Source organism: Mycobacteriales bacterium (assembly GCA_035690485.1).
Taxonomy (GTDB): Bacteria; Actinomycetota; Actinomycetes; order JAFAQI01; family DASSKL01; genus DASSKL01.
The window spans coordinates 1-23,891 of record DASSKL010000051.1 but is presented as its reverse complement, the minus strand read 5'-3'; the positions used below and the strand labels follow the sequence as shown (position 1 = coordinate 23,891).

At 71.5% G+C, this 23,891-nt stretch carries 24 protein-coding genes and 1 tRNA gene; 22 read left to right on the top strand and 3 right to left on the bottom strand.

The annotated features are described in order from the left end of the window. Positions 1-274 precede the first annotated feature (274 nt). The 3 genes from VFJ21_06610 to VFJ21_06600 all read right to left on the bottom strand — a co-directional run bounded on the left by VFJ21_06610 (position 275) and on the right by VFJ21_06600 (position 2,038). Positions 275-811: a hypothetical protein gene (locus VFJ21_06610; protein ID HET7406794.1), complete on the bottom strand. Its 537-nt coding sequence runs from the start codon at positions 809-811 to the stop codon at positions 275-277. Positions 812-1,068: 257 nt separating this feature from the next. Beyond that, positions 1,069-1,722: a DUF6308 family protein gene (locus tag VFJ21_06605; protein HET7406793.1), complete on the bottom strand. Its 654-nt coding sequence runs from the start codon at positions 1,720-1,722 to the stop codon at positions 1,069-1,071. 241 nt (positions 1,723-1,963) lie between these two features. Next, positions 1,964-2,038, bottom strand: a tRNA-Arg gene (locus VFJ21_06600). Positions 2,039-2,123: 85 nt separating this feature from the next. Here VFJ21_06600 and VFJ21_06595 point away from each other — a divergent pair. From VFJ21_06595 to atpD, 22 genes are all read left to right on the top strand, one after another. After that, positions 2,124-2,507 carry a response regulator gene (locus tag VFJ21_06595; GenBank protein ID HET7406792.1) on the top strand — a complete coding sequence of 128 codons (384 nt, stop codon included), beginning with the start codon at positions 2,124-2,126 and terminating at the stop codon, positions 2,505-2,507. A gap of 37 nt (positions 2,508-2,544) precedes the next feature. After that, positions 2,545-3,183 (top strand): hypothetical protein, encoded by a 639-nt coding sequence (locus tag VFJ21_06590; GenBank protein ID HET7406791.1) that lies wholly within the window; start codon positions 2,545-2,547, stop codon positions 3,181-3,183. Positions 3,184-3,247: 64 nt separating this feature from the next. After that, entirely contained in the window at positions 3,248-4,903 is a 1,656-nt protein-coding gene (gene argS / locus VFJ21_06585; protein ID HET7406790.1) for an arginine--tRNA ligase, read from the top strand. Between the two features lie 6 nt (positions 4,904-4,909). Next, positions 4,910-6,235, top strand: coding sequence for a diaminopimelate decarboxylase (gene lysA / locus VFJ21_06580; GenBank protein ID HET7406789.1), 1,326 nt, complete (start codon positions 4,910-4,912; stop codon positions 6,233-6,235). A gap of 82 nt (positions 6,236-6,317) precedes the next feature. Next, entirely contained in the window at positions 6,318-7,637 is a 1,320-nt protein-coding gene (locus tag VFJ21_06575; protein HET7406788.1) for a homoserine dehydrogenase, read from the top strand. Continuing rightward, positions 7,634-8,689 (top strand): threonine synthase, encoded by a 1,056-nt coding sequence (gene thrC / locus VFJ21_06570; GenBank protein HET7406787.1) that lies wholly within the window; start codon positions 7,634-7,636, stop codon positions 8,687-8,689. Before VFJ21_06575 ends, thrC begins: the two co-directional genes overlap by 4 nt. Further along, the gene (gene thrB / locus VFJ21_06565; GenBank protein ID HET7406786.1) at positions 8,686-9,582 is read left to right on the top strand and encodes a homoserine kinase; all 897 of its coding nucleotides are present in this window, start codon (positions 8,686-8,688) and stop codon (positions 9,580-9,582) included. Before thrC ends, thrB begins: the two co-directional genes overlap by 4 nt. Before the next feature lie 378 nt (positions 9,583-9,960). Beyond that, the gene (gene rho / locus VFJ21_06560; protein HET7406785.1) at positions 9,961-11,886 is read left to right on the top strand and encodes a transcription termination factor Rho; all 1,926 of its coding nucleotides are present in this window, start codon (positions 9,961-9,963) and stop codon (positions 11,884-11,886) included. Positions 11,887-12,006: 120 nt separating this feature from the next. Beyond that, complete coding sequence (rpmE, locus tag VFJ21_06555) at positions 12,007-12,225, top strand: 50S ribosomal protein L31 (GenBank protein HET7406784.1); 219 nt, start codon at positions 12,007-12,009, stop codon at positions 12,223-12,225. Positions 12,226-12,315: 90 nt separating this feature from the next. Further along, positions 12,316-13,389 carry a peptide chain release factor 1 gene (gene prfA, locus VFJ21_06550; protein ID HET7406783.1) on the top strand — a complete coding sequence of 358 codons (1,074 nt, stop codon included), beginning with the start codon at positions 12,316-12,318 and terminating at the stop codon, positions 13,387-13,389. After that, positions 13,379-14,269, top strand: coding sequence for a peptide chain release factor N(5)-glutamine methyltransferase (gene prmC, locus VFJ21_06545; protein ID HET7406782.1), 891 nt, complete (start codon positions 13,379-13,381; stop codon positions 14,267-14,269). Before prfA ends, prmC begins: the two co-directional genes overlap by 11 nt. Next, positions 14,266-14,928 carry an L-threonylcarbamoyladenylate synthase gene (locus VFJ21_06540; GenBank protein ID HET7406781.1) on the top strand — a complete coding sequence of 221 codons (663 nt, stop codon included), beginning with the start codon at positions 14,266-14,268 and terminating at the stop codon, positions 14,926-14,928. The genes prmC and VFJ21_06540 overlap by 4 nt, the downstream gene beginning before the upstream one ends. A gap of 69 nt (positions 14,929-14,997) precedes the next feature. Next, positions 14,998-16,266, top strand: a complete 1,269-nt coding sequence (gene glyA / locus VFJ21_06535; protein ID HET7406780.1) for a serine hydroxymethyltransferase — start codon at positions 14,998-15,000, stop codon at positions 16,264-16,266. A 4-nt stretch (positions 16,267-16,270) separates the two neighbouring features. After that, positions 16,271-17,371: an MraY family glycosyltransferase gene (locus tag VFJ21_06530; GenBank protein ID HET7406779.1), complete on the top strand. Its 1,101-nt coding sequence runs from the start codon at positions 16,271-16,273 to the stop codon at positions 17,369-17,371. Positions 17,372-17,542: 171 nt separating this feature from the next. Further along, positions 17,543-17,947 carry a hypothetical protein gene (locus tag VFJ21_06525; GenBank protein HET7406778.1) on the top strand — a complete coding sequence of 135 codons (405 nt, stop codon included), beginning with the start codon at positions 17,543-17,545 and terminating at the stop codon, positions 17,945-17,947. After that, positions 17,944-18,687 carry a F0F1 ATP synthase subunit A gene (atpB, locus tag VFJ21_06520; protein ID HET7406777.1) on the top strand — a complete coding sequence of 248 codons (744 nt, stop codon included), beginning with the start codon at positions 17,944-17,946 and terminating at the stop codon, positions 18,685-18,687. Before VFJ21_06525 ends, atpB begins: the two co-directional genes overlap by 4 nt. A gap of 58 nt (positions 18,688-18,745) precedes the next feature. Beyond that, positions 18,746-19,006, top strand: a complete 261-nt coding sequence (locus VFJ21_06515; GenBank protein HET7406776.1) for a F0F1 ATP synthase subunit C — start codon at positions 18,746-18,748, stop codon at positions 19,004-19,006. Positions 19,007-19,017: 11 nt separating this feature from the next. Next, the gene (locus tag VFJ21_06510) at positions 19,018-19,578 is read left to right on the top strand and encodes a F0F1 ATP synthase subunit B (protein HET7406775.1); all 561 of its coding nucleotides are present in this window, start codon (positions 19,018-19,020) and stop codon (positions 19,576-19,578) included. Positions 19,579-19,580: 2 nt separating this feature from the next. Continuing rightward, the gene (locus tag VFJ21_06505) at positions 19,581-20,414 is read left to right on the top strand and encodes a F0F1 ATP synthase subunit delta (GenBank protein HET7406774.1); all 834 of its coding nucleotides are present in this window, start codon (positions 19,581-19,583) and stop codon (positions 20,412-20,414) included. Positions 20,415-20,436: 22 nt separating this feature from the next. Continuing rightward, positions 20,437-22,098: a F0F1 ATP synthase subunit alpha gene (gene atpA, locus VFJ21_06500; protein ID HET7406773.1), complete on the top strand. Its 1,662-nt coding sequence runs from the start codon at positions 20,437-20,439 to the stop codon at positions 22,096-22,098. Positions 22,099-22,101: 3 nt separating this feature from the next. Next, positions 22,102-23,001: a F0F1 ATP synthase subunit gamma gene (locus tag VFJ21_06495; protein ID HET7406772.1), complete on the top strand. Its 900-nt coding sequence runs from the start codon at positions 22,102-22,104 to the stop codon at positions 22,999-23,001. 2 nt (positions 23,002-23,003) lie between these two features. Next, positions 23,004-23,891: F0F1 ATP synthase subunit beta (atpD, locus tag VFJ21_06490; GenBank protein HET7406771.1), on the top strand; the 888-nt coding region annotated here is incomplete at its 3' end.

The following is a 23,891-nucleotide window of genomic DNA, read 5'->3' as shown; positions in this document are numbered from 1 at the left end:
CACCGACCCGACCGGCCACGGCCACACCCCCCGGTGCGGCGGCAGCCTGCCCGCTCGCTCAGGCCCGCTCAGCGACGACGAGAAGGCCGAACGAGCCCGAGTCCGGGAGAACAACGCCGCCTGGCGCTCCGCCGAGACCGTACGACGCCGTCGTGGCTGTCGGTGCTGACGACGACCGGGCCGCCATCTCCCGCTAGTGCGATGGTTGCCGGCAGCAGGCTCATGGCCAAAGACGTCGCTCCGGCGATAGCCACCGCTCGAGCTGCCGCCCGCATCAGCACTGCGTCCCGGCTGGCGGATAGCTGACGGTCGAGACCTTCCAGCTCCCGTCGCGTTTCAGTAGGGTCGTGCGCACGGGGTGAGCGGCTACGCCGACGGTGAGCTTCTTGCCGGTCTTCATCGATTCGACCCCGGCGCTGGAGCTGTCTTGGCAGTCGACGAGGTCCGCATGGCCGCCGGTGATCGCGACCTTGCTCACGTGAGGCTGATCTACCCCGTAGAAGGCGCGTCCCTTGTCGCGCTCCGATGCGATCCCGCTGATCAGCTGCGAGAGCTCCGGGTCCGTCGTTACTGGCGTCAGCAGAGTCAGTTGCTCGGCCGCCGTCTTCGCGTGTGAGGCGGGCGCGAGCGCCTTCCAGAAGTCGGTGTAGGCCTTGATCACCGCCGTCTGGGCGGGGGAGAAGGTGGTCGATGTCGAGGTCGCGACCGACGGTGGGGGCCGCGTCGTCGACTTCTGTGCCGCGGGCGTGCTGCCATCGCCGGATGAGCAGCCAGCGAGGACCACGGCGCCCACGCAGGCGCCGAGTGCCACCCCCTCAACCTGACCGCGGTCATCTGGCGGCTCCTTAGTTGCGGAGCCTCACCCTCGGGCGAAAAGGACGCGTCGGGGAAAACGCCGCGATCACTGCTGGTAAGGACATACCTCCCCTGTGGTGAGGGGGTCAAGGGAGATCCGGCGCCCTGTGGACAGGTCATGTCCCTCAGGCTCGGCGGGGCGATTGCCCTCAGAGTCGCCCCGAGAGTTGCCCTCGGAGCCGCCCCGGCCGAAATTTCGGCTGAACACGCCGGTCAGGCGAGATCTGCGGCGGTTGCAGCCACCCGCCGAGCCTCCTGACCGCGGCGACCGTGGAGGGACCAGACCAGGATGTCGTGCAGCCTGGGCACGGTGAGCCTGCCGACGCGCTCGCTTGCCAGCCTGGCCTTGAGCTGTTCATAGGCGGCCCGGTTGTCCTGGATCTCCTGAGCAAGGACGGGCCAGTAGCGACCACCTTCGGCACGGGCGCGGTCGCCGTAGGTCTCCCGGACCACACTGTCGACGATCGGGAACACGTGGGGCCGTTTGAGGTGGAGCAGTTTGTGCGTCCGGGTCGGCCCGAGCCGGCGACCTGTCGCCGGCCGGAAGTGCCGGTAGAGGTGCTCGGCTCGGTCTAGGAGTCCCTGCCACTCGAGTTGCAGGAGATCGTCTGTTGGCGAGACGGCAGCCCACGGCGCGCTCTCGGCACGCCGAATCATGAAGGGCACGTCGTCTGCGCCGAGCCGAGCGTTGATCACTACCAGACGGCCAGCGTCGGAGAGATCCACGGTGTTGTGCGGGTGTGGGTCCGCGTCCGAGCCACCGAAGTCGTAGTAGGTGAGTGTGTCCGGCACCGCCTCGGCGTACCAGCGGCAGACGGCCGCTGCCTGGTCGACCGACCACTCCTCATCCGCGATGTTGAGGGCCATGGCTCATCCTCTCGCCGAAGCGGATGAGCTCGACGCGCCCACACCCTCTCGGTCATCGTCCGCCGCGTCGTTGCGGTCGCGCTATCAAGTCATGGACCCGCTGCCGAGCGCGTGGGGCAAGTGGCGCGACAGTGCAGGGCAATCGCGCAGACGTTGATGGAAGTTGATGGAAAACTGATGGAAAGATCAACAATGGCTGGCCATCCGCGATACCCTTCACGCGGTTGACCAGCCATTTCGTTGGTGCCCCCGGCAGGATTCGAACCTGCGCCCCTGCCTCCGGAGGGCAGTGCTCTATCCCCTGAGCTACGGGGGCCGCGGCCCCGGCGGGGCATCGACGCCTCACCAGTATGACTGTTGTTCCGGCTCCCGAGGGCGTCGGGGCGGATAGCCTGCCGATCATGAGCCGGCCCCCGCGAGTGCTCGTCGTGGACGACGACGACGTCATCCGCCAGCTCATCAGCGTCAACCTCGAGCTGGAGGGCTTCGAGGTGTTCACCGCCGCTGATGGCGAGGAGTGTCTCGCCACGATCGACGAGGTCGCACCCGACGTCGTCACCCTCGACGTCATGATGCCGGGCCTCGACGGGTGGGAGACCGCGCAGCGCCTGCGCAGCGACCCCAAGCGCGAGCACATCAAGGTCGTGCTGCTCTCCGCGCGCGCCCAGGAGGCCGATCTCAGGCGCGGCGACCAGATCGGGGTCGACGCCTACCTGACCAAGCCCTTCGACCCGGACGACCTGGTGTCCACGGTGCGCCGGCTGGCCGAAGAGGACGCGGAGTGAGTCGCATGCAGACCACCGCGGAGGGCAGGTAGCCGCCGTGCCTACCCGCAACGTCTTCACCGCCGTGACCCTCGCCGCCCTGCTCGCTTCCACCGCCGCCGCGTGCGGGGGGCCGAAGCCGGTCCAGCCAGGCAAGGCCGAGCAGGCACAGAAGCACGAGGCCACGACGACGGTCGACCTACGCACCACCCCGCCGCCGTGGCCGGCGCCGATGCACGACAACGCCAAGTACGTCGACGCCGCCGGCCTCCCGGCGTTCACCTCGGAAAAGACGCTGGTGCACTACCACGCGCACCTCGACATCATCGATGACGGCAAGCCGGTCACGGTGCCCGCCGACATCGGCATCGTGTTCAAGAACGGTCAGGCGGTGGCCATCTCGCCGCTGCACACGCACACCCCCGACGGCGTCCTGCACGTGGAGGCCGAGCGCAACGCGAAGTTCACCCTTGGCCAGCTGTTCACCGAGTGGGGCGTACGGCTGAGCTCCACCTGCGTCGGCGGCCTGTGCGCCGACGGCAGTCACGAGATCGCGTTCGCGGTCGACGGCGTGCCCTACGAGGGCGACCCCGGTGAGATCGCGCTGAAGCCGCACGAGGAGATCGCCATCGTCTACGGCGCCAAGGGCAACCTGCCCAAGCCGCCGGCGTCGTACAACTTCCCGAAGGGTCTCTAGCGGCGGGTCCGGGCCGCTTCTCGCCGCGCCTGAGCAGCGCTTTCCCTGCGATAGCCTCGAATGCGTGACCCCGGCGGAGCTCTCGGACGCCGTCGTCGCGGCGGTCCGGGCTGCCGTCGACGCCGGCGCGCTCGCCGTACCCCTGCCGGAGACGGTGACCGTAGAGCGGCCCAAGGTCAAGGAGCACGGCGACTACGCCACCAACGTCGCGATGCAGCTCGCCAAGCCCGCCGGCCGGCCGCCGCGTGAGGTCGCCGAGCTTCTCGCTGCCGAGCTGCGCAAGAGCCCCGGTGTCGCCAGCGTCGAGGTAGCCGGACCCGGCTTCCTCAACATCCGGCTCGACGAGTCGGCGCTCGGCGAGATCGCCCGCACGGTGGTCGTGGCCGGCGACACCTACGGCACCAGCGACACGCTCGCCAAGCTGCGCATCAACCTGGAGTTCGTCTCCGCCAACCCGACCGGCCCGGTCCATCTCGGGCACACCCGCTGGGCCGCGGTCGGTGACTCGCTGCGCCGCCTGCTCGAGGCGGCCGGCGCCGACGTCACCGCCGAGCACTACGTCAACGACGCCGGCGTGCAGATGCAGCGGTTCGGCGAGTCGGTGTACGCCGCCGCGCACGGGCGCCCGGCGCCCGAGGACGGCTACGGCGGGGCCTACGTCGCCGACGTCGCCCGGCAGGTGGTCGCCCAGGAGCCGGGCATCCTCGAGGCCCCGGAGCAGGAGGCCACCGAGCGGTTCCGCGAGGCCGGCTACCGGGTGATGCTCGAGGAGATGCGCCAGAGCCTCGAGCGGTTCGGCGTGGAGTTCGACGTGTGGTTCTCGGAGCGCACGCTGCACGAGACCGGCGCCGTCGAGCACGCCCTCGACGAGCTGCGCCGCCAGGGCCACGTCTACGACCAGGACGGCGCGATCTGGCTGCGCACCACCGAGTTCGGCGACGACAAGGACCGCGTGCTGGTCAAGAGCGACGGCGAGAAGACCTACTTCGCCGCCGACGCCGCCTACTACATCAACAAGCGCGAACGCGGGTTCGAGCGCTGCGTCTACATGCTCGGCGCCGACCACCACGGCTACGTCGGCCGGCTCAAGGCCCTGGCCGCCTGCGCGGGCGACGACCCCGACACCAACATCGAGGTTCTCATCGGCCAGCTGGTCAACCTCGTCCGCGACGGCGAACCGGTGCGCATGAGCAAGCGGGCCGGCAACGTGGTCACCCTCGACGAGCTCGTCGACGCGGTCGGCGTCGACGCCGCCCGCTACTCGCTCGCCCGCTCCTCCTACGACTCGCCGCTCACTCTCGACCTCGCCGAGATCACCCGGCAGACCAACGACAACCCGGTCTTCTACGTGCAGTACGCCCACGCCCGCATCGCCTCCCTGCTGCGCAACGCCGACGAGATCGGCGTACGCAAGGGCGACGACTTCCGCCCGCAGCTGCTCGACCACGAGCGCGAGGCCGACCTGCTCGGCGCGCTCGGCGAGTTCCCGCGGGTGGTCGCCGGCGCCGCGGAGCTGCGCGAGCCGCACCGGGTCGCCCGCTACCTCGAGGCGCTCGCCGGCACCTACCACCGCTTCTACGACGCCTGCCGGGTGCTGCCCATGGGCGACGAGGAAGCGACCGACCTGACTCGTGCACGGCTGTGGCTGTGCGAGGCGACCCGCACCGTGCTGGCCAACGGACTCGGCCTGCTCGGCGTGTCGGCGCCGGAGCGGATGTGACCGGGCATGACCACCCTCCCCGAGGTCGGTGACCTCGAGCCCGACGTCTGGCCGCGCACGGCGCGCCGGGTCGACGGCGTGCTCCACGTCGGCGGCCTCGACGTCCGCGACATCGCCGAGAAGTTCGGCACCCCGGCCTACGTCCTCGACGAGGACGACTTCCGCGCCCGGTGCCGGGCGTGGCGGCAGGCGCTGCCCGGCGGCGACGTCTACTACGCGGGCAAGGCATTTCTGTGTACGGCGGTCGCGCGTTGGGTCGCCGACGAGGGGCTGTCGCTCGACGTCTCGACCGGTGGTGAGCTGGCCGTCGCGCAGAAGGCCGACTTCCCGGCCGAGCGCCTGATCTTCCACGGCAACAACAAGTCGAGCGCGGAGATCCGCCGCGGTCTCGCCTACTCGGTGGGGCGGTTCGCCCTCGACTCGTTCGAGGAGATCGCGCGGGTCGCCGCGCTGGCCGAGGAGATGGGCGTCCGGCAGCGGGTCGTCGTGCGGGTCACGCCCGGCGTCGAGGCGCACACCCACGAGTACGTCGCGACCGGCCAGGAGGACCAGAAGTTCGGTTTCTCGCTGGCCGGGGGAGCGGCGGCCGAGGCCGTGCGCCGGGTCGTGAAGCTGCCGTCGCTGGAGCTCGTCGGTCTGCACATGCACATCGGCTCGCAGATCTTCGACACGCAGGGGTTCGCGCTGGCGGCGCACCGCATGGTCGGCCTGCTGACCGCCATCCGCGACGAGCACGAGGTCGAGCTGCCCGAGCTCAACCTCGGCGGGGGCCCCGGCATCGCCTACACGACTGAGGACGCCCCCCTGCCCGTCGACGAGTTCGTCGAGCGGCTCACCGCCGTCGTCAGCAAGGAGTGTGCGGCGGCCGGCTACCCGCTGCCTCGCCTCGCCGTCGAGCCCGGCCGCGCGATCGCCGGGCCGACGACGATCACTGTCTACGAGGTGGGCACCATCAAGGAGCTCGCCGGCCTGCGCACCTACGTCAGCGTCGACGGGGGCATGAGCGACAACATCCGCACCGCTCTCTACGGCGCGCACTACATGGCGGTGATCGCCTCCCGGGCGTCGACCGCGGAGGGACGGCGGGTGACGGTGTCCGGCAAGCACTGCGAGTCCGGCGACATCGTCGTCAAGGAGACGATGCTGCCGGGCGACCTGTCCGCCGGCGACCTCATCGCCGTGCCGGCGAGCGGTGCCTACCACCGATCGATGGCCAGCAACTACAACCACGTCCCGCGCCCGCCGGTGATCGCGGTCCGCGACGGGCGGGCCCGGGTGATCGTGCGACGCGAGACCGAGGACGACCTCCTGCGCCTGGACGCCGACGCATGAACGCGACTCCCGGGCGGCCCCCCGCTGCGTTGTCGCTCGCTCACGTGCCCTCCGGGCGCGCATCGCTCCCTTTCGCCTTGCGATGCATCCACCGGGAAGCCGCGTGAGCCGGCCGGTGAAGGTCGCGTTGCTCGGCTGCGGGGTGGTCGGCAGCGAGGTCGTACGCCTCCTGCACGCGCACCGCGACGACCTGGCCCACCGCGTCGGCGCTCCGCTCGATCTCGCCGGCATCGCCGTACGCCGCCCCGACCGCAACCGCGACCTGCCGGCCGACCGGTCACTGTTCACCACCGACGCCGCCGGCCTCGTCGCGCGCGACGACGTCGACGTGGTCGTCGAGGTCATCGGGGGCATCGAGCCGGCGCGCAGCCTGATGCTCGGCGCCTTCGCGCGGGGCGCCTCGGTCGTCAGCGCCAACAAGGCGCTGCTCGCCGAGGACGGGGCCGCACTGCACGAGGCGGCCCGTAAGGGCGACGCCGACCTGTACTACGAGGCCGCGGTCGCCGGTGCCATCCCGATCCTGCGGCCGATCCGCGAGTCGCTCGCAGGCGACCGGGTCACCCGCGTGCTGGGCATCGTCAACGGCACCACCAACTACATCCTGACCCGCATGGATGAGTCGGGTGCCGGCTTCGCCGAGGCGCTCGAGGAGGCGCAGGCGCTCGGCTACGCGGAGGCCGACCCCTCGGCCGACATCGAGGGTTTCGACGCCGCGGCCAAGGCGGCGATCCTCGCCGGGCTGGCCTTCCACACCCGGGTCACCGGGGCCGACGTGCACCGCGAGGGCATCACCGACGTGACCGCCGCCGACGTGGCCAGCGCCCGGGAGATGGGCAGCGTCGTCAAGCTGCTCGCGATCGCCCAGCGCGGCCGCGACGGGCGCAGCGTCAGCGTGCGCGTGCACCCGGCGATGATCCCGCGCAGCCACCCGCTCGCGACCGTCCGCGAGGCGTACAACGCCGTCTTCGTCGAGGCCGACGCGGCCGGTTCGCTGATGTTCTACGGCCGCGGCGCCGGCGGTGCCCCGACGGCCAGCGCCGTTCTCGGCGACCTCGTGACGGTCGCCCGCAACCGGCTCTCCGGTGCGCGTGGCGCGGGCGATTCGGCCTACGCCGACCTGCGGGTCGCGCCCATGGGGGAGACCGAGACCCGCTACCACGTGCGGATCGACGTCGCCGACAAGGCGGGCGTGCTGGCGAGCGTCGCGCAGGCGTTCGCGGTGCACGACGTGTCGATCCTGACCGTGCGCCAGGAGGGGCACGGCGACGACGCGAGCCTGACGCTGGTGACCCACGTCGCCAGCGACGCGGCACTGTCCGCGACGGTCGAGGGGTTGCGCCGGCTCGACGTCGTCCGGGCCGTCGCCAGTGTCATGCGGGTCGAGGGAGAGCAGGCGACGTGACCCACCTGTGGCGCGGGATCATCGAGGAGTACCGCCAGCGGCTGCCGGTCAGCGACGCGACGCCGGTGGTCACCTTGAGCGAGGGGGGCACCCCGCTGGTGCCCGCCGCCCGGCTGTCCGAGCGCACCGGCTGCGACGTGTGGCTGAAGGTCGAGGGCGCGAACCCGACCGGGTCCTTCAAGGACCGCGGCATGACGATGGCGATCAGCAAGGCCGCCGAGGAGGGCGCGAAAGCCGTCATCTGCGCCTCGACCGGCAACACGAGCGCCTCGGCCGCGGCCTACGCCGTACGCGCCGGCATGATCTGCGCGGTCCTCGTCCCCAGCGGCAAGATCGCGATGGGCAAGCTGGCCCAGGCGCTCGTCCACGGCGCGAGGCTGCTGCAGGTCGACGGCAACTTCGACAACTGCCTCGACCTCGCCCGCGAGCTCGCCGACCACTACCCGGTCAGCCTCGTCAACTCGGTCAACCAGTTCCGCATCGAAGGGCAGAAGACGGCGGCGTTCGAGATCGTCGACATGCTCGGCGACGCACCCGACGTGCACTGCCTGCCGGTCGGCAACGCCGGCAACATCACGGCGTACTGGAAGGGATTCTGCGAGTACGCCGACTTCGGCCCGGCCACCCGCCGCCCCGTCATGCGCGGCTTCCAGGCCGCCGGCGCCGCGCCGATCGTGGCCGGCAAGCCGGTCGCGAAGCCCTCGACCATCGCGACCGCGATCCGGATCGGCAACCCGGCCTCGTGGCAGCAGGCGCTCACCGCCCGCGACGAGTCCGGGGGCGCGATCGAGGCGGTCACCGACCGCGACATCCTCGCGGCCTACCGGCTGCTCGCGCGCGAGGAGGGCGTGTTCGTCGAGCCGGCCAGCGCGGCCAGCGTCGCGGGCCTGCTCAAGGCGCGGGCCGAAGGCACGCTCGCCGCCGGCCTGCGGGTCGTGTGCACGGTCACCGGCAACGGGCTCAAGGACCCCGAGTGGGCGATCGCCGGCGCACCCGCACCGACCACGATCCCCGCGAAGTCCGACGCGGCCGCGGAGGCGCTGGGTCTGTGAGCCTGTCCTTCGCGACCACGCCGGTACGAGTGCGGGTGCCGGCGTCGAGCGCCAACCTCGGGCCGGGCTTCGACGCGCTCGGGCTCGCGCTGGGCCTCTACGACGAGGTGACCGTCCGGGTCGGCGCGGGGGGACTGTCCGTCGACGCGGCGGGGGAGGGCGCCGCCGACCTGGACTGCGACGAGGGACATCTGGTGGTGCGCGCGATGCGGGCCGCCTTCGACGTGCTCGGCGCCCAGCCACCGGGTCTCGAGCTGCGCTGCGACAACCGCATCCCGCACGGGCGCGGCCTCGGCTCGTCGGCGGCGGCGATCGTCGCCGGCATCGTGGCCGCTCGAGCGCTCGTGGTGGACCGCGCCCTCGACGACACCGCCGCCCTGCGGCTGGCCACCGAGATGGAAGGCCACCCCGACAACGTCGCCGCCGCCCTGCTCGGCGGCCTGACCGTCGCCTGGTACGACGACGGCGGACCCCGTGCCGTCCGGCTGCCGGTCCATCCGTCGATCGCGCCGCTGGTGTTCGTGCCCGACGAGAAGTCGTCGACCGCGCACGCCCGCACGGTCCTGCCCGACCAGGTCCCTCACGCCGATGCGGCGGCCAACGCCGGCCGGGCCGCGCTGCTCGTCGAGGCCCTCGGCCGGCGGCCCGAGCTGCTGCTCGACGCGACCGAGGACCGCCTGCACCAGTCCTACCGAGCGGCCTCGTTGCGGCGTACGACGGAGCTCGTGCAGCGGCTGCGGGCACAGGGACATGCCGCGGTCGTCTCGGGTTCCGGCCCGACCGTGCTCGTGCTCGGACCCGTGGAGGGGCACGAGCGGGCGATCGCGCTGGCCGGGCACCGCTGGGCGCCTCGGGCGCTCGCCGTCGACACCGCGGGTGCTCGGGTCGGCTGACGTCCCGCCCTGGCGAGGGTGGACGCGCGAGAGCGAGGCGCGCGAGTGGCGCGGAATGCGCCGCGGGCCGCGAACGTTGTCCATCAATGACCGGCCGCAGGCTCGGCCTCACGAGGTGCCCGGGCGCCGCTCGCCGGTCCGGTTCACACCGCCGACACCCGTCACTCTTTGTGGGGGATGTTGTTGCCCGGGTGAGCGGCGACCGATAACGTAGGAGCAGCACAGCGTCCCCACGTGATGTCGGTGTGACCGTGCTACCCCTCTGACTCCCCGTCGCGACCGCGGCGGGTGAACATCCGGCGTACCAGCGCCGGTCGCTCTCCACCTGGCCACCAGCGCATCTCTGACGCGGTGAGCCGTCGCAGGGAAGGACCCGATTTGAGCGACACCACCGAACTCCTGCCGAACCAGTCGGCCGGTGACTCCTCCGACCAGGGCGAGTCGACCGCCCGGCCGCGCCGCGGTCGCGGGCTGGCATCGATGCTCCTTCCGGAGCTGCAGGAGATGGCCGCCGGACTCGGCATCAGTGGCACCGCGCGCCTGCGCAAGAGCCAGTTGATCGCCGCGATCCAGGAGCGGCAGGGCGGCGGCACCGGCGCCGCGCCGGTCGACCGCCAGCGGACCGCCGACACCATCGAGCCGGTCCCGGCCGCGACCCCCAACGGCCACGCGCCGAGCAACGGCGCGGCCGAGCACCAGACCACCGAGCACCGCAGCGACTACCGCAGCGCCGAGGAGCGCAACACCGAGCGCTCGACTCCCGAGCACCGCAGCCACGAGCAGCGGGACCGGTCCGAGAACAACGGCCACGACGAGCGCCGCCCCGAGCGGTCGCGCGACGACGACACGGCGCCGCGCCGCGAGCCCCGTCGTGACGACCGCGTCCGCGAGCAGCGGGCCAACGGCCGTCCCGGCGACCAGCGAGGCGACGAGCGCTCCCGCGAGGAGCGCACCGACGAGCGGCCGGCCGACGACCGACCGCGTGACGATCGTGCGCGTGACGATCGCGAGGGCGGCGCGCGCCAGCAGGACGGCCGCGACCAGTACGCCAACGGACGCGACGACGACGGCGAGGGTGGCGCTCGCCGCCGCCGGGGCCGCTACCGCGACCGGCGGGGCCGCACCCGCGAGCGGTTCGGTGGCGACAGCGAGCCGCTGATCACCGAGGACGACGTTCTCATCCCGGTGGGCGGCATCCTCGACGTCCTCGACAACTACGCCTTCGTCCGGACCAGCGGCTACCTGCCCGGGCCCAACGACGTCTACGTCTCGCTGGCCCAGGTGCGCAAGAACGGCCTGCGCAAGGGTGACGCGGTCACCGGCGCCGTCCGCCAGCCGCGGGAGGGCGAGCGGCGCGAGAAGTTCAACGCGCTGGTCCGCCTCGACACGGTCAACGGGATGAGCCCCGACGACGCCCGCAACCGGGTCGACTTCAGCAAGCTGACGCCGCTGTACCCGCAGGACCGGCTGCGGCTCGAGACCGATCCGGCGATCATGACGACCCGGATCATCGATCTCATCGCCCCGATCGGGAAGGGCCAGCGCGGCCTCATCGTGTCCCCGCCGAAGGCGGGCAAGACGATGGTGCTGCAGGCGATCGCCAACGCCATCACCAAGAACAACCCCGAGTGCCACCTCATGGTCGTCCTCGTCGACGAGCGGCCGGAGGAGGTCACCGACATGCAGCGGTCGGTCAAGGGCGAGGTCATCGCCTCGACGTTCGACCGCCCCGCCGAGGACCACACGATCGTCGCGGAGCTGTCGATCGAACGGGCCAAGCGCCTGGTCGAGCTCGGTCACGACGTCGTCGTGCTGCTCGACTCGATCACCCGGCTCGGCCGCGCCTACAACCTCGCCGCGCCGGCGAGCGGGCGCATCCTGTCCGGTGGTGTCGACTCCACCGCGCTCTACCCGCCCAAGCGGTTCTTCGGGGCGGCGCGCAACATCGAGAACGGCGGTTCGCTGACGATCCTCGCCACCGCGCTCGTCGAGACCGGCTCGCGCATGGACGAAGTGGTCTTCGAGGAGTTCAAGGGCACCGGCAACATGGAGCTGAAGCTCGACCGCAAGCTCGCCGACAAGCGGATCTTCCCGGCCGTCGATGTCGACGCCTCCGGCACCCGCAAGGAGGAGATCCTCATGTCGCCCGAGGAGCTCCAGATCGTCTGGAAGCTGCGGCGGGTGCTGCACGCGCTCGACATGCAGCAGGCGCTCGAGCTGCTGCTCGAGAAGATGAAGCAGACCCACAGCAACTACGAGTTCTTGCTGCAGGTGCAGCAGACCTCGCCGGTGCCGCAGGACTGACCCGCCGGCCGGCCCGGCATACCGTCGCCCACCGGCGCGTTGCACCGATGGCACACTGAGAGCGCGGGACCGGTTCACGCCAGGAGGCGACCCGGCGACCGCCAGACTCGAGGAGAGCTTGTGAAGCCCGACATCCACCCCGACTACCGCGAGACGCAGGTCGTCTGCTCCTGCGGTCACTCGTTCACGACCCGCAGCACCGCGTCCGGCGGCGTCATCCACGCCGAGGTCTGCTCGCAGTGCCACCCGTTCTACACGGGCAAGCAGAAGATCCTCGACGTCGGCGGTCGCGTCGACAAGTTCGAGAAGCGCTACGGCAAGAAGGCATCCGCCAGCTAGCTGTCCGACGGCGCCGGTCTCAGGGGTGAGCCCTGGAGCCGGCGCCGTTGCCGTGTCCGGGGACGAAGCCGTTCGGAGAGAAGAAGCCCGTTGTACGACGACCTGCTTGCGGAGTACGCCGACCTGGAGCGGCAGCTCGCCGACCCGTCGGTGCACGCCGACGGGTCGCGGGCGCGCACGCTCGGCCGCCGTTACGCCGAGCTCGGCCCCGTCGTCGACGCCGTACGCAGCCTGCAGTCGCTCGACGGCGACATCGCCACGGCGCAGGAGCTGGCCGCCGACGACGCGTCGTTCGCCGACGAGGTGATCACGCTGGAGGCGCAGCGCGACGAGGTCGCCGGGCGGCTGCGGCACCTGCTGCTGCCTAAGGACCCGAACGACGACAAGGACGTCATCCTCGAGGTCAAGGCGGGGGAGGGCGGCGAGGAGTCGGCGCTGTTCGCCGGCGACCTGGTGCGGATGTACCTCCGCTACGCGGAGCGGCAGGGCTGGAAGACCGAGGTCCTCGACGCCGTCGAGTCCGACCTCGGCGGCTACAAGGACGCGACGATCGCCGTCCGCGCGCGCGCAGGCGGCACCTGGAGCCGGCTGAAGTACGAAGGCGGCGTGCACCGGGTGCAGCGGGTGCCCGTCACCGAGTCGCAGGGTCGCATCCACACCAGCGCGGCCGGCGTGCTGGTGATGCCGGAGGCCGAGGAGGTCGACGTCACGATCGACCCGAACGACCTGCGCATCGACGTCTACCGCTCCAGCGGCCCCGGCGGGCAGAGCGTCAACACCACCGACTCCGCCGTACGCATCACGCACCTCCCGACCGGCATCGTCGTCTCCTGCCAGAACGAGAAGAGCCAGCTGCAGAACAAGGAGCAGGCGCTGCGCATCCTGCGCGCCCGGCTCCTCGCGGCAGCCGAGGAGGAGGCGCATGCCGCCGCCGCCGCCGAGCGGCGCAGCCAGGTGCGCACGGTCGACCGGTCGGAGCGGGTGCGCACCTACAACTTCCCGGAGAACCGGATCTCCGATCACCGGGTCGGCTACAAGGCCTACAACCTCGACCAGGTGCTCGACGGCGACCTCGACGCGCTGATCCAGGCGCTGGTCGACGCCGACAACGACAGCAAGCTAGCGCAGGCGGAGGTGGCAGGGGTGGGCACGCATGGCGACTGACACGGCGCCGGTCGAGACCGGGGAGCTGCTCGACCTGCGCAGCCATCTCGCCGCCGCCGAGGCCCGGCTGGCCGCCGCGGGCGTGTCGTCGCCGCGCCAGGACGCCATCGAGCTGGCCGCCCACGTGCTGCGCATCGAGCGCGGCAAGGTCGGGCTGGCTCGCGGCTTCGACGCCCGCCAGGCCGAGCGCTACGCCGAGGTGGTCGCTCGCCGCGCCGCCCGGGAGCCGCTGCAGCACGTCACCGGGGTCGCTGGTTTCCGCCGGCTCGAGCTCGCCGTCGGGCCGGGTGTCTTCGTGCCGAGGCCGGAGACCGAGGTGCTCGTGGAGTGGTGCCTGCAGGCCCTGCGGCACTGCGACCGCCCGCTGGTCGCCGACCTGTGCGCGGGCAGCGGCGCGATCGCGCTGTCGATCGTCGACGAGCACGCGGGTGCCCGGGTGCATGCGGTCGAGCGCGAGCCGCTGGCCTACTCCTGGCTGCGGCGCAACGTCGCCGGCGAGGAACGGGTCCGCCTGCACCTCGCCGACGCCGCCGACGCGCTGCACGGTCTCGACGGCCTCTTCGACCTCGTCGTCAGCAACCCGCCCTACGTGGGTGACGACGAGCGCGACCGCGTCGACCCGGAGGTCCGTGACCACGACCCCGGCAGCGCGCTGTGGGCGGGCGGCGAAGGGCTCGACGTCCTGCGGGTCGTCGAGCGCACCGGCCGCCGGCTGCTGCGCCCCGGCGGCGTCCTCGCGGCCGAGCACTCCGACGGGCAGGGCGACACCGCTCCCGCGCTCTTCCCGGCGGACCACTGGACCGACGTGGCCGACCACCGCGACCTGACCGGGCGGCCGCGGTTCGTGACCGCCGTCCGGCGGGTGGAGGCGGCGGCGTGAACCTCGTCTACGACTGCTCCGACGACATGGAGCGCGAGGCCGGCATCAAGGTTGCCGCGAGCGCCGTACGCCGCGGCGCCCTGGTCGTCATGCCGACCGACACGGTCTACGGCATCGGCGCCGACGCGTTCTCGCCCGAGGCGGTCGGCAAGCTGCTGCGGGCCAAGGGCCGCGGCCGCGACATGCCGGTGCCCGTGCTGGTCGCCTCCCGCGACGCGCTCTACGCCGTCGCCGACCGGCTCCCCGAGGAGGCCCGCCAGCTCGTCGACGCGTTCTGGCCCGGCGCGCTGACCCTCGTGCTGCGGCACACGCCGCACCTCGCCTGGGACCTCGGCGACGCCCGCGGCACGGTCGCCGTCCGCATGCCCGACCACCCCATCGCGCTCGACGTGCTGCGCGAGACCGGGCCGATGGCCGTCTCCAGCGCCAACCGCAGCGGCATGCCGGCGGCCCTCGACGCCGAGCAGGCGCAGAAGGAGCTCGGCGACTCCGTCGACGTCTACCTCGACGGCGGGCCGTGCGCCGGCTCGGAGCCCAGCACGATCGTCGACGTCACGGGCGGCACGCCCCGGGTGCTGCGGCGCGGCGCGATCTCGACCGAGCGGCTGCGCGAAGTCCTGTGGGTCCACGACGACGAGGACCCGCCGGTCGAGGCCTGAGCGGCGCGGCCCGCCGGTCGGCGCCGGAGCACTAGAGTGAAGCGACCGCGCGACCGGGGAGACCACGCGATGAGTGACATGCCGTTCTGGGGGCCCGACTTCCGGGCCCTGCAGGCAGAAGACCCCGAGATCGCGCGGGTCCTGCTCGACGAGGTCGACCGGCTGCGCGGCGGGCTGCAGCTGATCGCCAGTGAGAACCTCACCTCTCCGGCAGTGCTCGCGGCACTCGGCTCGACGCTGTCGAACAAGTACGCCGAGGGCTACCCCGGCAAGCGCTACTACGGCGGCTGCGAGGTCGTCGACCGGGCCGAGGAGATCGGCATCGCCCGCGCCAAGGAGCTCTTCGGCTGCGAGCACGCCAACCTCCAGCCGCACTCCGGCGCCCAGGCCAACTTCGCGGTCTACGCCGCGCTGCTCGCGCCGGGCGACACGGTGCTCGCGATGAGCCTGCCGCACGGCGGCCACCTCACCCACGGCAGCAAGGTCAACTTCTCGGGCAAGTGGTTCGACGTGGTGCCCTACGGCGTGCGCGAGGACACCGAGCTGATCGACTACGACGAAGTGCGTGCCCTCGCGCTGCAGCACCGGCCGAAGATGATCATCTGTGGCGCGACGGCGTACCCCCGGCTCATCGACTACGCCGCCTTCCGCGCGATCGCCGACGAGGTCGGCGCGTGGCTGCTCGTCGACGCCGCCCACTTCATCGGGCTCGTCGCGGGCAAGGCGATCCCGAGCCCGGTTCCCTACGCCGACGTCGTCAGCTTCACCACCCACAAGGTGCTGCGCGGCCCGCGCGGCGGCATGATCGTCTGCAAGCAAGACCTGGCCCAGCGCATCGACAAGGCGGTGTTCCCGTTCAGCCAGGGCGGGCCGCTCATGCACGCCGTCGCGGCGAAGGCGGTGGCGCTGAAGGAGGCGCTGCAGCCGGCCTACCAGGCCTACGCGCGCCAGGTCATCCTCAACTGCCAGGCGCTGGCCGACGGGCTCGCGGCCGAAGGGCTGCGGCCGGTGTCCGGCGGCACCGACACGCACCTGTCGCTCATCGACCTGCGCGAGGCCGGCGTCTCCGGCCGCGACGCCGAGGCCCGCTGCGGCGCCGCGGGCATCGTGCTCAACAAGAACGCCATCCCGTTCGACCCCGAGCCGCCGATGGTCACCTCCGGCGTGCGGGTCGGCACGCCGTCGGTCACCACCCAGGGCATGACCGAGGGCGACATGAAGGAGATCGCGTCGCTGCTCGGCCGGGCCGTGCGCGACAGCGACGGCAGCGCCGCCGAGGAGATCCGCCGGGGCGTCTCCGCCCTGGTGCAGGCCCACCCGGCCTACCCGCTGTCCTAGACCGGTGCGTGAATACGTCCTCACCGCGGCGGTCGTCGCGGCGGTCGCCTACGTGTTCACGCCGGTCGCCCGCCGCATAGCCCTGTCCATCGGCGCCTTCACCGAGGTCCGCGAGCGCGACGTCCACGTGATCCCGACGCCGCGCCTCGGCGGCCTGGCGATGTACGCCGGAGTCGCCGCCGGCCTGCTCGTGGCGAGCCGGTTGCCGACCCTGCAGCGGATCTTCACCACGTCCGAGGCCCGCGGGGTGCTCATGGGCGGCGGGCTGCTCGTGCTGCTCGGGGCGGTCGACGACAAGTGGAGTCTCGACGCGCTGACCAAGCTCGCGGGCCAGGTGCTCGCGGCGGGCGTCATGGTGCTCCAGGGCCTGCAGCTGCTCTACCTGCCGGTGCCGCGCTACGGCACGCTCGTGCTCACTCCCGAGGTCGGCGTCCCGGCGACCGTGCTGCTCGTCGTGCTCACCGTCAACGCGGTCAACTTCATCGACGGTCTCGACGGGCTCGCCGCCGGCGTTGTCGCGATCGCCGCGCTCGCCTACTTCACCTACTCCTACGAGCTGTCGGTCGTGCACCACCTCGACCGGGCCACCCCGCCGACGCTGATCACCGCGGTGCTCGCGGGCGCGTGCATCGGGTTCCTCCCGCACAACTTCAACCCGGCCCGGGTGTTCATGGGCGACTCCGGGTCGATGCTGCTGGGGCTGATGCTCGCCGCGGCGACGGTCAGCCTCACCGGCCAGCTCGATGCGAGCGCGGTCACCAGCTTCGAGCTCGGCCCGGCCCTGCTGCCGCTGCTGTTGCCGCTGGGGTTGTTGGCGATCCCGGTCGTCGACCTGCTGCTCGCGGTCGTGCGCCGGACCCGGGCCGGGCGCTCGCCGTTCTCGCCGGACAAGGCCCACCTGCATCACCGGCTGCTGGAGATCGGCCACTCGCAGCGGCGGGCGGTCGTGATCATGTATTTCTGGACCGCCCTGCTGGCCGGTGCCGCGGTCGCGATCGCGCTGACCGGCGGCCCGGCTCTGGTGCTCTCGATCGGGGGCGCGGTCGCCGTCGTGCTGCTCGTCGCGAGCCGCCTGCCGGCGCTGCTCGCCGCTCGCCGACACTGAGCGGGCGCTCCCTTCCCACGCGCGCGGTGGGGTGCGTCACGGCACCGACCCCGCCGCACCGTTGTTCGGCGCTGCAGGTATCCTCGGACGCGTCAGCAGGCCCTGCGCCCTGACCCCGCACGACCCCCTCAGACGCCCCAGCAGGGGGGCGCCAAAGCCGAAGGACTGATCGTGGCCCTCGACGCTCAGTGGAGCGCCGTCGCGCGCGGCTACCGCTTCGCTCTGGTCCTGGCAGCACTCGTCGGGACTGCGGCCGTTATTGCCTGCGCACTGACCGGTTACCCACTCGCCGGCCTGTTCATCTGCGCTGGGCTGGCGCTCGGCGGCTGGAACTCCCGCCGGCTCTGGACCGACACCGAGAAGCTCGTCGACGGCACCCAGCAGGCCGGCGAGCGCTGGCGGGGCCCGGCGGTGACCTCCTCGGCCCGCCGTCTGGGGCTGATGACGCTGATCGCCTTCCTCGTCGCCCTCGCCTACCGGCCGATGGGCTGGACGGTCTTCGTCGGGCTCATGGTGTTCCAGCTGGTCATGGTGCTCATGGTCGCGCCGCCGCTGCGCCGGGTGATCCGGCCATGACTGCGGCGACCGGGCAGGTGCTGGCGGCCGGGTCGATCGACGTCGGCGTCCACCCGCAGTTCCACTTCCTCGGCATGACCTTCAACATCGACACGATGTACACGACGGCGATCGCCTCGTTCGTGACCGTGCTGGTGATGTATCTCGTGGCCCGGGTCGCCAGCAGCGAGGTCCCCGGCAAGATGCAGGTCGTCGTCGAGACCGTGCTCACCCAGGTGCGCACCTACGTCCGCGACGCCGTCGGCCACGAGGTGCCCTCCTGGCTGGTGCCGATGGGCTTCTCGCTGTTCTTCTTCATCCTGTTCGCCAACTGGTTCGAGTGGCTGCCGTCCGGCCACCACCCGGAGCGGCTGCCACCGCCTACCTCCGACACCAACCTGACGTTCGCGCTGACGCTCGCGGTGATGATCGGTTACATCTCGCTCGGCATCAAGCGCAAGGGCCGCCGCTACGTCACCGACTGGTTCACGGCGCAGCCGGCGATCCGCCGCCCGGTCCTGATCATCGAGCAGCTGGTCAACCCGCTCTCGCTCTCCCTGCGTCTGTTCGGCAACGTCCTCGCCGGCGGCATCATGCTGGCGGTGATCTCGCTGCTGCCGGTGTCGTGGTTCTGGCTCTACGGCCCGGCCAACGTGATCTGGAAGCTCTTCGACGCCGGGCTGATCTTCCCGATCCAGGCCTTTATCTTCGCGTTCCTCACGATCCTCTACTTCGGTTTCGCCGTCGCCGAGGAGCACTGACCCCGACCAGCACCGAGACGCGCTCGACGAGAAGCCGTCCCGTCCCCAAGGAGTAGCAGTGGCTGTACACGACCTCAACAGTGCGATCGCAACCGCGGGCGGTCTCGTCGGTGGTGGCCTCGCGCTCGGCGGCGGTGCGATCGGCGCCGGTATCGGTGACGGTCTCGCCGGTAACGCGCTGATCAGCGGCATCGCGCGGCAGCCCGAGGCGCAGGGCCAGCTGACCGGTCAGTTCTTCCTGACCGTCGGCCTGGTCGAGGCGGCGTACTTCATCAACCTGGCGTTCGCCGCGCTGTTCGTCTTCGTCCTCGGCAAGTGAGCTGATTGCTCATGCACCCTGGTCTCGTGCTCGCCGCCAAGGGCGAGAGCACCAACAACTTCCTCATCCCCAACGGCACGTTCTTCTTCGAGCTGCTGTGCTTCCTCGTCGTGCTCTGGATCCTCTGGAAGAAGATCCTGCCGCCGATCTCCGCGGCGATCGAGCGGCGGCAGGAGGCCATCCGCCAGCAGCTGGAGGAGGCCGCCAACGCGCGCGAGGAAGCCGAGCGCAGCCGCCAGGAGTACCAAGAGGCGCTCGCCGAGACGCGTCGCGAGGTCACGCGGCTGCGTGAGGAGGCCACCGCCGAGCGGGCGCAGATCCTCGAGCAGGCCCGCGCCGAGGCAGCGGCCTACCGCGAGGAGCAGGTCAAGGCGCTCGACGACCGGCTCGCCGCCGAGCGCCAGCAGATCCTGATGTCGCTGCGCGGCGAGGTCGGCAAGCTCGCCTTCGAGCTCACCGAGAAGATCGTGCACGAGTCGTTGCGTGACGACGCGCGGCAGCAGCGGCTGGTCGACGACTTCATCGCCGACATCGGCGAGTCCTCGGCGGCCGAGGTCGGGGCGTCGCGGTAGTCATGCAGGGATCCAGCCGGGACTCGTTGGCAGCGTTGCGGGAGGCCCTTGCGGCCGAAACCGCCGGTGTCGACGCCGCCACCCTCCACCAGCTGTCCGACGAGCTGTTCGCCGTCACGGCCCTCGTCGCCGGCAGCGGACCGCTGCGCCGGGCGATCTCTGATCCCGGCCTGCGCGCCGAGGACAAGGTGCGCGTCGTCGACAGCCTGCTGACCGGCAAGGTGACGCCGGGCACGGTCGCGCTGGTGCGGCTGGCCGCGGGTCGCCGGTGGTCGGAGTCGCGCGACGTCGTCGACTCGCTCGAGACCCTGGCGGTCGACGCGGCGCTGACCGGCGCGGAGCGCAGCGGGCAGCTCGACGAGGTCGAGGACCAGCTGTTCCGGTTCGAGCGCATCGTCGACGGTGAGCCCGCGCTGCGTGCGGCTCTCACCGACCGCCACCTGCCGGGTGAGCGCAAGAGCGAGCTGGTCCGCCGGCTGCTCGACGGCAAGGTCGCGCCGGTCACGGTGGCACTCGTCAGGCAGGGCGTGCTGCACCCGCGCGGCCGCACGATCGAGCGGGTGCTCGAGGAGTTCACGTCCGTCGCCGCGCAGCGCCGCTCGCGGCTGGTCGCCCGCGTCGTCACGGCGACCGCCCTGACGGCCGACCAGCAGACCCGCCTCGCCGACGCCCTCGCACGGGAGTTCGGGCACGAGGTGCGCCTGCAAGTCGTGGTCGACCCGTCGATCCTCGGCGGCATGACCGTGCGCATCGGTGACGAGCTCATCGACGCCAGCGTGCTGCGCAAGCTCAACGCCGCGAGGCGTCACCTGGCCGGTCGACCCGGCCGCGTCTGAGTCCACACAAGGAGTGTTCGCATTGACCGAGCTGACGATCCGTCCGGAGGAGATCCGCGACGCGCTCGAGAGCATCGTGGCTACCTACGAGCCGGGCACCACCCGTGACGAGGTCGGCGTGGTCACCGAGACCGGCGACGGCATCGCGCGGGTCGAGGGCCTGCACTCGGCGATGACCAACGAGCTGCTGGAGTTCAGCGGCGGAGTCCTCGGGCTGGCACTCAACCTCGACGTCCGCGAGATCGGCTGCGTCATCCTCGGCGACGCCCAGCACATCGAGGAGGGCCAGGAGGTACGCCGTACCGGCGAGATCCTCGCCGTCGCGGTGGGCGACGGCTTCCTCGGCCGCGTCGTCGACCCGCTCGGCCGCCCGCTCGACGGCAAGGGCGACATCCCGGCGACCGAGCGGCGCGCGCTCGAGCTGCAGGCCCCCAACGTCATGGCCCGCCAGCCGGTCACCGAGCCGCTGCAGACCGGCATCAAGGCGATCGACGCGATGACGGCCATCGGCCGCGGCCAGCGCCAGCTGATCATCGGCGACCGGCAGACCGGCAAGACCGCGGTCGCCCTCGACGCGATCATCAACCAGCGCGACAACTGGAAGAGCGGCGACCCCAAGCGCCAGGTCAAGTGTGTCTACGTCGCCGTCGGCCAGAAGGGCTCGACGATCGCGCAGGTGCGCTCGACGCTCGAGGAGACCGGGGCGCTGGAGTACACCACGATCGTCGCCGCCCCGGCGTCGTTCCCCGCGGCGTTCAAGTACATCGCCCCCTACGCCGGCTCCGCCATCGCGCAGCACTGGATGTACCAAGGCCAGCACGCGCTGATCGTCTTCGACGACCTGTCGAAGCAGGCCGAGGCCTACCGCAACATCTCGCTGCTCCTGCGTCGCCCGGCCGGCCGCGAGGCCTACCCCGGCGACGTCTTCTACCTGCACTCGCGGTTGCTCGAGCGCTGCGCGAAGCTGTCCGACGAGCTCGGCGGCGGGTCGCTGACCGGCCTGCCGATCATCGAGACCAAGGGCAACGACGTCTCGGCCTACATCCCGACCAACGTCATCTCGATCACCGACGGGCAGATCTTCCTCCAGACCGACCTGTTCAACTCCGGCGTACGCCCCGCCATCAACGTCGGCATCTCGGTCTCCCGGGTCGGCGGCAACGCCCAGGTCAAGGCGATGAAGTCGGTCGCCGGCCGGTTGCGCCTCGACCTCGCGCAGTACCGCGAGCTGGAGTCGTTCTCGGCGTTCGGCTCCGACCTCGACCAGGCGTCCAAGCGCCAGCTCGAGCGAGGCAGCCGGCTGGTCGAGCTGCTCAAGCAGCCGCAGTACTCCCCGTTCCCGGTCGAGCGCCAGGTCGTCTCGATCTGGGCCGGCACCACCGGCCAGCTCGACGAGGTGCCGGTCGCCGACATCCGCCGGTTCGAGTCGGAGTTCCTCGACTACGTCGGCCGCCACCACCAGGGCATCTACGACTCGATCCTGCAGACCGGAAAGCTCGAGGACTCCACGGTCGAGTCGCTGACGGTGGCCATCACCGACTTCAAGAAGGGCTTCGCCCCGTCGAGCGGCGAGCCGCTCGCCAGCAACGAGCCGCCGGCCGAGGCCATGGAGGCGGGCGAGGTGGGCCAGGAGGCCATCCAGGCCTACCGTCGCGAGAGCCAGCCCCGGGCAGAGGCCGTCTAGCCGATGGGAGCCCAACTCCGGGAGTACCGCCAGCGGATCCGGTCGGTCCAGTCGACCAAGAAGATCACGCGGGCGTTCGAGCTCATCGCCGCGTCGCGCATCGTGCGCGCGCAGCAGCGCATGGAGGCGGCTCGGCCCTACGCCGAGGCGATCACCGGCGTCGTGTCGGCCATCGCCAGCCAGAGCACGATCGACCACCCGCTGCTGACCAAGCGCGACAACCCGAGCCGCGCCGCGGTGCTCGTGGTGACGAGCGACCGGGGGCTCGCCGGCGCCTACAACGCCAACGCGATCCGCACCGGCGAGGAGCTTTCCTCGCTGCTGCGGTCCGAGGGCAAGGAGGTCGTGCCCTACCTCGTCGGTCGAAAGTCGGTGGGCTACTACCGGTTCCGGGGGCGCGACGTCAGCCGGCAGTGGACGGGCTTCTCCGAGAGCCCGTCCTACGCCGACGCCAAGCAGGTCGCCGACGCGCTCATCGAGTCGTTCGTGACCGGCTCTGCCGACGGCGGCGTCGACGAGATCCACCTGGTCTTCACGGAGTTCGTGTCCTCGCTGACCCAGCGGTCGGTCGCCCGCCGGGTGCTGCCGCTGATCGTCGAGTACACCGACGAGCCGCCCCCCGAGGGGCCGCTGCCGCTCTACGAGTTCGAGCCCGACCTCGACACCGTGCTCGACCGGCTGCTGCCGCGCTACGTCGAGAGCCGCCTCTACTCCGCGATGCTCGAGGCGGCTGCCAGCGAGCACGCCGCCCGGCGCCGGGCCATGAAGTCGGCGACCGACAACGCGGAAGAGCTCATCAAGACCTACACCCGCGAGGCCAACTCCGCGCGGCAGGCAGAGATCACCCAAGAGATCATGGAGATCGTCGGCGGCGCCGAGGCTCTCCGTCAGGGAAGTGAGTAGACATGACCGCCACGCTCCAGGAGCGCCCGGGGACGTCGTCCGGCGGGGCAGGACGCGTCGTCCGGGTCATCGGGCCCGTCGTCGACGTGGAGTTCGCACCCGACGACATGCCCGAGATCTACAACGCGTTGCACGTCGACCGCACCCTGGGCGGGGAGACGCTGACGCTGACGCTCGAGGTCGCGCAGCACATCGGTGACAACCAGGTGCGCTGCATCTCGATGCAGCCCACCGACGGCCTGGTTCGCGGCGTGCCGGTCGAGGACACCGGCGCCCCGATCAGCGTCCCGGTCGGTGACGAGACGCTCGGGCACGTGTGGAACACCCTCGGGCAGTCCCTCGACGACCCGGACACCGCGGTCACGAAGCGCTGGCCGATCCACCGGCCCGCGCCGAAGCTCGAGGACCTCGAGCCCAGGACCGAGATGTTCGAGACCGGCATCAAGGTCATCGACCTGCTCGCGCCCTACGTGCGCGGCGGCAAGATCGGGATGTTCGGCGGCGCCGGGGTCGGCAAGACCGTCGTCATCCAGGAGATGATCCGCCGCGTCGCGCAGCAGTTCGGTGGCCGCTCGGTGTTCGCGGGCGTCGGCGAGCGCACCCGCGAGGGCAACGACCTCTACCTCGAGATGGCGGAGGCCGACGTCCTCAAGGACACCGCGCTGGTGTTCGGTCAGATGGACGAGCCGCCGGGCACCCGGCTGCGGGTCGCCCTGGCCGCGCTGACGATGGCGGAATACTTCCGTGACGAGCAGAAGCAAGACGTGCTGCTGTTCATCGACAACATCTTCCGGTTCACCCAGGCCGGGTCCGAGGTGTCGACGCTGCTCGGCCGCATGCCCTCCGCGGTGGGCTACCAGCCGACCCTGGCCGACGAGATGGGCCAGCTG